The following is an 8691-nucleotide window of genomic DNA, read 5'->3' on the forward strand; positions in this document are numbered from 1 at the left end:
TCTGTAATGAACGCATTCAACAAATTCACAAAATTAGTTGGATTAACACTGATATTAGGCTTGTTCCCAGGATGTGGGAACAAGCCTAATCCTGAATTGGAGGAAGCCTATCAGAAAGCAGCCAGTTACTTCGTTGCCGACGAGAGCTTCTACCCTATCCTCGACGAGGAACTCTATTACTTCACCACACAGACCCTCGACTCCATCACTCCTGTCTACATCAATGAGCAGGATGCCGTCAAGAAAGTGATGAAGCTTGAGACCTGGCTCGCCTTTACCACCCGTGACTTCACGGAGAAGGAGCGCCAGAACCTGGTAGACCGTAAGTACCTGCCAAGAGCGATACCCATCGCGTACGACGGTCTAGCCATCATTGTCAACAATGTAAACCCCGACACGTGCATCACCATCAACGACTTTGCCCGTGTACTCCGTGGAGAGGTTGTCCAGTGGAAAGACCTCTATCCGCAATCCAAGCTTGGCGAAATCGACGTAGTCTTCGACAATCCCTTGTCGAGCACCGTCCGTTGGTGTGTAGACTCCATCCTTGGAGGCCAGCAGTTCAATGCCAAGAACATCGGCGCTGTCCAGACTAGTGCAGCAGTGATCGACTATGTCGAGAAACATGAGAATGCCCTTGGCATCATCGGCAGCAACTGGCTCAACGACAAGCGCGACACCACCAACGTCACCTTTAAGAAGAATATTACCGTGATGGGCGTCTCCAAGATGAAGACTGCTGAGAAATACAACAGTTGGAAGCCCTATCAGTTCTATCTATACAACGGGAACTATCCCTTGCGCCGCACCATCTATGCGTTGCTGAACGACCCGCGCCCCAACGGCGTAGCCACAGGTTTCACCCACTTCATCCAGCTGCCCAAGGGCCAGAAGATCATCCTGCGCTCCGGACTGCTGCCAAGATCGGCCAACATGAATGTGAGAGATGTCATCGTCAAGAAGCAATAAATTAAACCTATGGGGCTTTCAAACGTCAAACAATCGAGAGAGAAACAAATAAAATGAAGTATAACTTAAAAACAAAAGAATTATGAAAGCAATCAAATATCTAGTAATGGGTGTGTTGCTGGCAGGTTTCAGCGCCACCGCAAACGCACAGGAAGAGGAGCTCAACGCAGCTCTTCAGGGTATTAAGTCAAAGGCTCCCGACGTAGCCAAGTTAGCAAATACTGCTTACAAGAAGAACAAGAAGAACGCAGAGAATCTGATGAAGATTGCCCGCGCCTACTTCGAGCAGAAAGACACGGCAGGTGCAGCTCAGTTCGCACGCTATGCCAACGAGGCTGGTAAGCCCAAGTATCAGTATGCCCCCGCCTACCTGCTGCTCGGTGATATCGAGTCGGCCTACGGTACCGATGGTGGTAAGGCAGCAGGCTTCTACAACCAGGCCATCAACTTCGACCCGAAGAATCCTGAGGGCTACAAGAAGTGGGCTATGGTGTATCGTAAGATCAGCCCCTCTCAGGCTGCCAAGAAACTGCAGGACATGAAGGCCCAGTGCCCCAATGAGGACATCGACGCCTTCACCGCCCACATCTACATGCTGGCAGGCGATGAGAAGCAGGCCTACGAGAACTATGCCAAGGCCGACATCAACAAGCTCGACAAGAGCGGCCTCAACGAGTTCGTACGTTGCAGCTACTTCACTGGTCACTTCGAGGATGCCCTCCGTGCTGCCGAGGCTGGTATCAAGCTCGAGCCACGCAACCCGACATTCAACCGTCTGGCCATGTTCTCAAACTATGAGCTGAAGAACTACGATGCAGCCAAGGCATACATCAACAAATACTTCAACGAGACCGACAGTGCCAAGTTCTCTGAGTACGACCACTTCTATACCGCTCTGATTTATCAGGCCCTCGAGGATAAGGCAAATATGTATGCTCAGTACGACAAAGCCCTTGAGCTCGTAAACGATTCTTCTATGATCAAGCGTTGGGCTATCCTGAAGAGCGTATCCGACTCTTACCTCAAGGATCAGGAGTTTGAGAAAGCCATCAAGTACTACGAGCAGTTCATTGACAGCAAGCCCGACATGAGCTTCGACGACCACGAAGGTCTGGCAACCATCTACTCAAAGTATGGCGATGCCATTCCTGAGAAGAAGCTCGAAATGATGAACAAAGCCATCGCTTTGTATCGCACCTTGGCAGAGAAGTATCCCGTCCAGGAAGTATACGCTACCTACATGCGCGCTAGTCTGAACAACAAGCTCGACGACAACATGAAGAACTCTCTGGCTAAGCCCGACTACCTGAAGGTGATCGAGCTCCTCGGCAACAAGGCCGACCGTTCAAAGGGTGAGGATCTGATGCTGAAGACCAGCTACCACTACATGATGTTCAACTCTTACATCAACAAGAACGTGGCAGGTGCCAAGGACTATGCCGACAAGATTCTGGCCATCGACCCCGAGTACAAGCCCGCTCTCGAGATCAAGAACTTGAAGTAATCCCTATCTTACATCCATAGCAAGAGGTGCTCCCCTATGGAAGCACCTCTTCTTTTTCTAAAAACAGAAAAGATTTTATGAGTGTAGAATACATGTCTCAAGAAGGCTACGATAAACTCGTGGCAGAACTCCGTCAACTGGAGAGTGTCGAACTGCCTCAGGTGAAAGAGGCAATTGCCGAAGCCCGCGACAAAGGCGACCTTAGCGAGAACTTTGAGTATCATGCCGCCAAACGTGAACAGTCGCGCTTGCTGGGTAGGATACGTTTCAAACAAAGAGTGTTGGCCAATGCACGTGTGATAGATATGTCGAGACTTGCTACAGGCACTGTGCAATTGCTCAGTAAGGTCGAGATGACTAATTTGGCAAACAATAGTAGGATGACCTACACAATAGCCAGTCCCCACGAAGCTAATATCCGTGAAGGGAAGATATCCGTCAAATCGCCTATTGCTCAGGCCTTGCTGAACAAGGAAGTTGGTGATGTCGTGGAAGTCCGTGTGCCTGCCGGTACGATTAAGCTGCGTATCGAAAATATTCAACTTGGCTAACCTATCCCCATGGCTAAATAAATCCGACTACGCTCACGTCTGTATAAACGCCGTCTTCCGTCGGTTGTCCTTCGGCCTTACCGCGAAGTGAATCCAGTAGCGGCCTTGCTTGCTTCGCTCGATGAACAGTTCATCGTAATCCAGCTTCGTGCCGTCAGAGATGTCCATGAGGACGTTCGCATAGCGCAGTGCCTGCTCAAAGCCCTCGCATCGGATATCCACAGCGCACCCCGTCAGGTGGTTGCTCGTGGGCGACCCGCCCACAGCCTTATTCACCTCCACCGAGCGATAGCCGCTCGTAATAATGATGGGATTGTCATCTCGACTGGTAGGATACAACGTATTATAAGAATACCTTAAATCCTCCAACCAATTCTCACAGAGATTCTTCAGATTCTCAATCGCCACATGGCTGGGAATGTTTTCTCCCGCCGTTTTAACACTCGTCTTTGTAACCTCCCCGAGCGTAAAGTGCTCGGAGAGGTGCATCGTTTTATTCAATTCTGCTTTTTCCATAAAACTAATATTTTTCAAAATGAAACCGTGTAACCGCGTAACCGCGTCAGAAGATCGTGATACCGGTTTTCTTATACTTGGCTTTTAGAGTGCCGTTCTCGACAAACTCCTCCGACTTCTCTATCAGTCGGTCCTTTACCAGACGGAATATCTTGGTCTTAGCCGTTGCCTGCGACACGCCGCAGCAACGCATCACGTCCTCTGCAGTAAACTCCTCCGGCAGTCGGCTGAAGGCCTCGATGGTCTTCTGCTGATGGCGCACGTTGGTGGCTATCTCACGATTCTTGTTGTCGAAATAAGCCTCAGCCATGGCACCAAAATAGTGGCGCTGGCAGGTGTACTGCATGTTCACGATCAGCTCGGCCAGTCGCCAGTCCACCTCGTCCGTCTCAAACTCGCCCGTCCAGTAGTCGCCATCCTGCTTCAGGGCACTCCAGTGGCGCATCATGATGAAGGGCGCAGCGAAGTTCAGCCCATGATAGGCGCAGCGCTTCAGCAGCATCTCGTCGGCCTTCGAGTCGTTCTCCTGGGCATCGAGCATGCGTCGTTCCGTCCAGTCGTAGAGTTCATCCACCAGCTTCTGCACTGATAGCTCGCCCTTGGTCTTGTCGAGTTTATAAGCCCACTCCTTCAGGCGTTCGTCACTCTCGAGATCCACCACTCGCTCACGATTCAACATCTGGAAATTGGTGGCAGGCAGCGGGATGCAAGTCAGGCGGGTGGCCAGACCAGAGCCGAAGTTCTGCTCGTTCACCTTCTTCTTCAGGGCGATGGGCGTGCCCGTATAAATGAAGTTCCAGTAAACATTGAACTCTTGGAAAATCGAATCGTTGTTCGAATAGGCCACACCATCCTCCTCGTTGTGGAAAGCCTTCAGCTCCAGCGATTGCTTGTCAATCCACGAACCACCCTTCTGAACCGTCAACGTATTATCCAACTCAGTGTCGAAAGTGAACATGTGCAAGTGCATGGGCTCGCCATTCACGATCTCCACCGCATTCACCATGTCTTGGGTAAACTGGGCATTCGAAGTTCGGGCGGGGTGAACCTGAATCACCACCTTGGGCTTCTTCGGCTTCTCCTTGTTGGCGCCTTTGGTGCGCATCTCCTCACGATAGGCATTGATGGCATCCTTGCCTATCTTGTCCGACTCGAACACAGGCTGCATCAGCAGCTTATAGAGGCGAGTCGCAAAGCTCTTACCGCTGGCGGGGTCGCCAATGATCAGGACCGAGCAGTTCAGGCGTCGCAACTCCTCCGGGCGATGATAGAAGCGATACGAGCAGCGTGTCATCAGCGTCATCATCAGTCCACCGCTCACCACCAAGGCAGCGGGATACTGGTTCCGCTTCAATCCCTTGCAGATGTCCTTCAGCAACGGAAAGTGTTCCGACAGTTCTTCTATCCGCTCGCCCCAATCCCAGAGAAAACGGTCAATATCCGATTCAGTAATGTCCTGCGCCCCCTGTCTCCCTGACTCCATCACTCCATTCACTATCTCTTGATACGTCTTGCCCGTGAATTTCCGGATCGCTTCGAGCATGGCCTTGGATGGTAGCGACGAAGCATACTTCTTCTCCTTCTCCGCCACGCAGCCCGCTGCTGATTCCACCGTCTGCTCCACGTTCTCATCGCGCTCTTCGATGATCTCCTGCACCCACGGCTGGGCTTCGACGATTCGTTGTACCAGGGCCTTATCGCCGTCGAGCATAAGCATGAGGTCTGTGGCCAGTTTAAGACTCTCTGTATGTCGGTTGCTGTCTGCCTTACATGGCAGCTTATCAGCATACCGAGCATCAATAATACTCTGTAAATCATAACCACGCCACGTTAACGGTATTGTCTCATCATCCACCGTCCGCTCATGCCCAGTCCCTTGTTTAGCTGTCTTACCGGCCACAGCAACAGCCTTAGTAGCACCACTATGATTAGCCCGATACTCAGGCTCAAATTTCTCAGCAAAATCTTTGTTCTCATAAGTAAATAACTCCTTGTTAATAAATAAAATGTCCGATTCTTTACAAATAAAGCTCATGCGACTTGCATCCTTGCAACTCTCATCCACCTCCACGCCCAGCACCTCGGCCATGGCGTGCTGGTTGTCGATAAGATTGCCCTTCTTCACATCGGCCTTAAAGACAATCTTCAAGCCCTTTCCTGAAGGGGTGACATACACCAGCAGAATCTGATTTGTCATCCCAAGCGACTCCTCCTTTTTGTCATCTCGACCGAACGTAGTGAGTGGAGAGATCTCTCCATGCGCTTCGCTTAGTCGAGATGACATTGGGGCCAACCCCCAACTCTCAAAGACTTCGCGAGGATCCTCCACATGGTCTACATCCATCACCACCAGACCCGTCAATCGCGTGGAACTCTGTTTGCGCCAAGCCCCCACCTTACCTGCTTTCGATGCCGTCTCGTCGAAAGTGGCCTGGAAGATAAAGGCGGGCAGTCCGCGCTTCAGTTTCTGGTCGCCAGTCTCTCGGAACTTGTCAATCACCTCGTTCCATTTCGTCGCCCTGACGAGGGCCCAAAACTGGGCCTCGTCTACAGGCTGCGTAGGATTAAAGAAATTTTTCTGATAACTAAATCCCATTATTATTTCATTTCTTCATTCTTTCATTATTTCATTCTTACATAGCCTCGATGAGTTCCCAATCTATCAGGGCGTTCTTCGCCTCCTTCACCTCTCGTTCGAGCACGTTCATCACTCGGGGTGTGCCCAGATTCTTCGGGATGCTCTCATAGACCTTGATACGTTCTTCACTCTCCTTCACCCAGCCATGCTCCAGCATGCGGATCAGGCGATCCTTGATTCTGACTCTCGGCTTACGGTTGAATGCCCTGAAGACCAACATCGATGAACGATGGGCCTTATGCATAGATCCGTCAACATACTTACCGGCTAAGATACGGTTGTAAACTTCCTCCTCAATTTCAATGTATTTTTTCATAATTTTTTTGCCGAATTTGTGAGCTTTTGGAAAGCGATGTGTTTTTCAGTTGAGCTCAATTTCTATCCGGATACTTTCCCACTCGCTCATTCCTCCGACTCAGGTTATACTTTAATCTTTAAGCATTAAGAATTAAGCTTTATGATTACCTATTTAGCTTTAAGCATTATACTCAAATAACTCTAATAGGTAATTGTCTTTTACATCTTCTGTGAAGGCATCAAAGAGGCAGCGGTCGTACGACTCTCCATGCTGCAGCTGATACTCCCAGAAGTCTACCATGCTTCCAAGATAGTCCTTCACTTCGATGTCCAGATCCTGCATGGCCAGCTTGTAGTTGGCGATGAGTTTACTCAAGGCGTAGTTCATGGCCACCGTTCCTCTGATGGATTTGTCAGCCGAAAGCATCGCCTCTTCCATCTGGCGGTAGATTCGTTCGCCCTCCGATATGTTCCAGTCCACTCGGGCTGTTGGTTTCTTTTTCTTCATAATACCTTATTTAATTAATTGTTCGATAAAATCTTTTCCCTTCTCTGTCCAAACCAGATTGGCCTTGATTCTCAGCTGGCCGCTTTGATTGGACTTAGCTATGTAGCGGTGTCGTGCCAGGCCTCGGTGGATGTACTTTCTGGTCAGGCACCAGGTTCCTTCTCGTTTATGGATGATGCCCTGATCCTTCAGAAACGAGTTCAGGTCACTTCCACTCATGTTGTAAAGTTTAGCAATCTCTGTCGGAGTGAAGCAGAATCTGCTACCTCGGTTCTTCTCTTCCAGTTCCTCAGTGATGATCACTTCTGCTTCTCTCAAAATCTCCTCCTCAGAAATACCATAAAATAATGTTTTCATCATTCTGTTTTGTTTTACGTCGTTTCCTTATAACGACCTTTAAATTGTTTGTTTACCTTTTTTTCATTCTTTGATGTTTCACATCTTCCAGCCTTTCATTTTTTCATTCTTTGATGTTTCACATCGAGTCTGCTCACACTCGGCAATGCCAAGCAAGCTTTGCATTGCTCTCGCTTAATCGCAGACTTCATTTTTTCATTTTTTCTTCCAGCCTTCTGGAATTCTTGTTGTATCAATAAGTCAAAGATCACTGTCAGTTTGGAAGTCATTGTTTCCGTTTGACAGTGCAAAGTTAGGCACAAAAAAAAGCACAGACAAGAAACGTCTGTGCTTGCGCCATAGTTTGCGCCAAATGCGCCTTACTTTGCGCCGAATGCGCCTTTTATGCGTCTTATTCTTCTGGTATTTGTGTCATTTTCATAAGTTCAGAATCCAGCCCCTCACCCAGCAAACAGTACTGTTCGGGAACACCATTAGACCGCCATTCTGAGATTTCTTTCGAGAAATTATAAGTGTTCTTCAACTTCTCTACTGCATCGCGATTGCAAATTACGCTATCGGTAACCTCTTTCGGCCATCCCATTACATCATTAAGGAAATCCGTCACTCTTCCCTTATATCCCCAAATACAATACACCATGTATGTTACCGACCAAGAACGCTGAGACTTCCAGAGTCCATTCTGCTGGGTAATTCTGGCAGCCTTGATCATCATCTCTTCCGATGCCGTCTTACCCTCTTGAACGAGATCTGCAGATTTCTCTTCTTCTACACCATTATTATTATACACGCCCCCATTGTAGTTCACTGGGGCATTATACACATTGTAATTGTTGATGTTGCCAAAGAAATTGTTTACAGGGGCAACATGCTCTTTTCCTAAATTTTCCATTTTTACAGTTGGTTTTGATAATTATTAAAATTGTCTATATCTCCATGAAAGTTATTCTCTATCCAAACGGGTTGCAACGTACAAGCCTGATTAATCATCGGCCAGACTGATACACTCCTCATCCTAGCCTCTTCTCTCTGAGCCTTCTCCAGCTCCTCGGGTGGCAGGTTCCTGATGGCCTCGTTGATCATCGCCACCAGCTTCTCCACCTTGTAGAACTCCAACAGTTCAGCCACCTTCATCTTCGACATGTGCAGACAAACATACTTCCCATAGTCCTCTTTGTCGATGATCAGGTAAAGACCTTCCCATCGACTCATCCTCCTGAAAACGGCACAATGCACATTGAAGTCAGTCAGGAACTCATAACCAGGTGGCAATTCTCCCTTCACCCGCTCGAAATCCACCTTATTTATTTCTTTTGTTACGGAATCAAGAGCAAATCTCATCACACCCAGA

General features: G+C 48.8%; 10 protein-coding genes. 3 read left to right on the plus strand and 7 right to left on the minus strand.

Going from position 1 to position 8691, the window contains the following annotated elements:
* Positions 1-6 precede the first annotated feature (6 nt).
* From BMY16_RS11855 to greA, 3 genes are all read left to right on the plus strand, one after another.
* Positions 7-969: a PstS family phosphate ABC transporter substrate-binding protein gene (locus tag BMY16_RS11855; RefSeq protein WP_091842710.1), complete on the plus strand. Its 963-nt coding sequence runs from the start codon at positions 7-9 to the stop codon at positions 967-969.
* 82 nt (positions 970-1051) lie between these two features.
* Positions 1052-2473 (plus strand): tetratricopeptide repeat protein, encoded by a 1422-nt coding sequence (locus BMY16_RS11860; RefSeq protein WP_139207215.1) that lies wholly within the window; start codon positions 1052-1054, stop codon positions 2471-2473.
* Between the two features lie 77 nt (positions 2474-2550).
* Positions 2551-3024 carry a transcription elongation factor GreA gene (greA, locus tag BMY16_RS11865; protein ID WP_091842713.1) on the plus strand — a complete coding sequence of 158 codons (474 nt, stop codon included), beginning with the start codon at positions 2551-2553 and terminating at the stop codon, positions 3022-3024.
* Positions 3025-3057: 33 nt separating this feature from the next.
* On the opposite strand, the gene BMY16_RS11870 is transcribed toward greA, so the two are convergent.
* The 7 genes from BMY16_RS11870 to BMY16_RS11900 form a co-directional block, all read right to left on the minus strand.
* Positions 3058-3540, minus strand: a complete 483-nt coding sequence (locus BMY16_RS11870; protein ID WP_091842715.1) for a D-Ala-D-Ala carboxypeptidase family metallohydrolase — start codon at positions 3538-3540, stop codon at positions 3058-3060.
* Between the two features lie 46 nt (positions 3541-3586).
* Positions 3587-6136: a BT4734/BF3469 family protein gene (locus BMY16_RS11875; RefSeq protein WP_091842717.1), complete on the minus strand. Its 2550-nt coding sequence runs from the start codon at positions 6134-6136 to the stop codon at positions 3587-3589.
* A gap of 37 nt (positions 6137-6173) precedes the next feature.
* Positions 6174-6494 (minus strand): hypothetical protein, encoded by a 321-nt coding sequence (locus BMY16_RS11880; protein WP_091842718.1) that lies wholly within the window; start codon positions 6492-6494, stop codon positions 6174-6176.
* Between the two features lie 159 nt (positions 6495-6653).
* Complete coding sequence (locus BMY16_RS11885; protein WP_091842720.1) at positions 6654-6983, minus strand: hypothetical protein; 330 nt, start codon at positions 6981-6983, stop codon at positions 6654-6656.
* A gap of 6 nt (positions 6984-6989) precedes the next feature.
* A complete protein-coding gene (locus tag BMY16_RS11890; protein ID WP_091842722.1) occupies positions 6990-7343 on the minus strand; it encodes a phage antirepressor KilAC domain-containing protein in 354 nt (117 codons plus the stop codon).
* Positions 7344-7731: 388 nt separating this feature from the next.
* A complete protein-coding gene (locus BMY16_RS11895; protein WP_091842723.1) occupies positions 7732-8232 on the minus strand; it encodes a hypothetical protein in 501 nt (166 codons plus the stop codon).
* Positions 8233-8234: 2 nt separating this feature from the next.
* A partial coding sequence (locus BMY16_RS11900; RefSeq protein ID WP_211839337.1) for a hypothetical protein occupies positions 8235-8691 on the minus strand: 457 nt, incomplete at its 5' end.

Origin of the sequence: Prevotella sp. ne3005, from assembly GCF_900110085.1 — a bacterium.
Classification (GTDB): Bacteria; Bacteroidota; Bacteroidia; order Bacteroidales; family Bacteroidaceae; genus Prevotella.

What these genes read in the sequence shown, in the direction of transcription:
- BMY16_RS11855 (WP_091842710.1), top strand. Translation starts at nt 7, where the DNA reads ATGAACGCATTCAACAAATTCACAAAATTAGTTGGATTAACACTGATA.
- BMY16_RS11860 (WP_139207215.1), top strand. Translation starts at nt 1,052, where the DNA reads ATGAAAGCAATCAAATATCTAGTAATGGGTGTGTTGCTGGCAGGTTTC.
- greA (WP_091842713.1), top strand. Translation starts at nt 2,551, where the DNA reads ATGAGTGTAGAATACATGTCTCAAGAAGGCTACGATAAACTCGTGGCA.
- BMY16_RS11870 (WP_091842715.1), bottom strand. Translation starts at nt 3,540, where the DNA reads ATGGAAAAAGCAGAATTGAATAAAACGATGCACCTCTCCGAGCACTTT.
- BMY16_RS11875 (WP_091842717.1), bottom strand. Translation starts at nt 6,136, where the DNA reads ATGGGATTTAGTTATCAGAAAAATTTCTTTAATCCTACGCAGCCTGTA.
- BMY16_RS11880 (WP_091842718.1), bottom strand. Translation starts at nt 6,494, where the DNA reads ATGAAAAAATACATTGAAATTGAGGAGGAAGTTTACAACCGTATCTTA.
- BMY16_RS11885 (WP_091842720.1), bottom strand. Translation starts at nt 6,983, where the DNA reads ATGAAGAAAAAGAAACCAACAGCCCGAGTGGACTGGAACATATCGGAG.
- BMY16_RS11890 (WP_091842722.1), bottom strand. Translation starts at nt 7,343, where the DNA reads ATGATGAAAACATTATTTTATGGTATTTCTGAGGAGGAGATTTTGAGA.
- BMY16_RS11895 (WP_091842723.1), bottom strand. Translation starts at nt 8,232, where the DNA reads ATGGAAAATTTAGGAAAAGAGCATGTTGCCCCTGTAAACAATTTCTTT.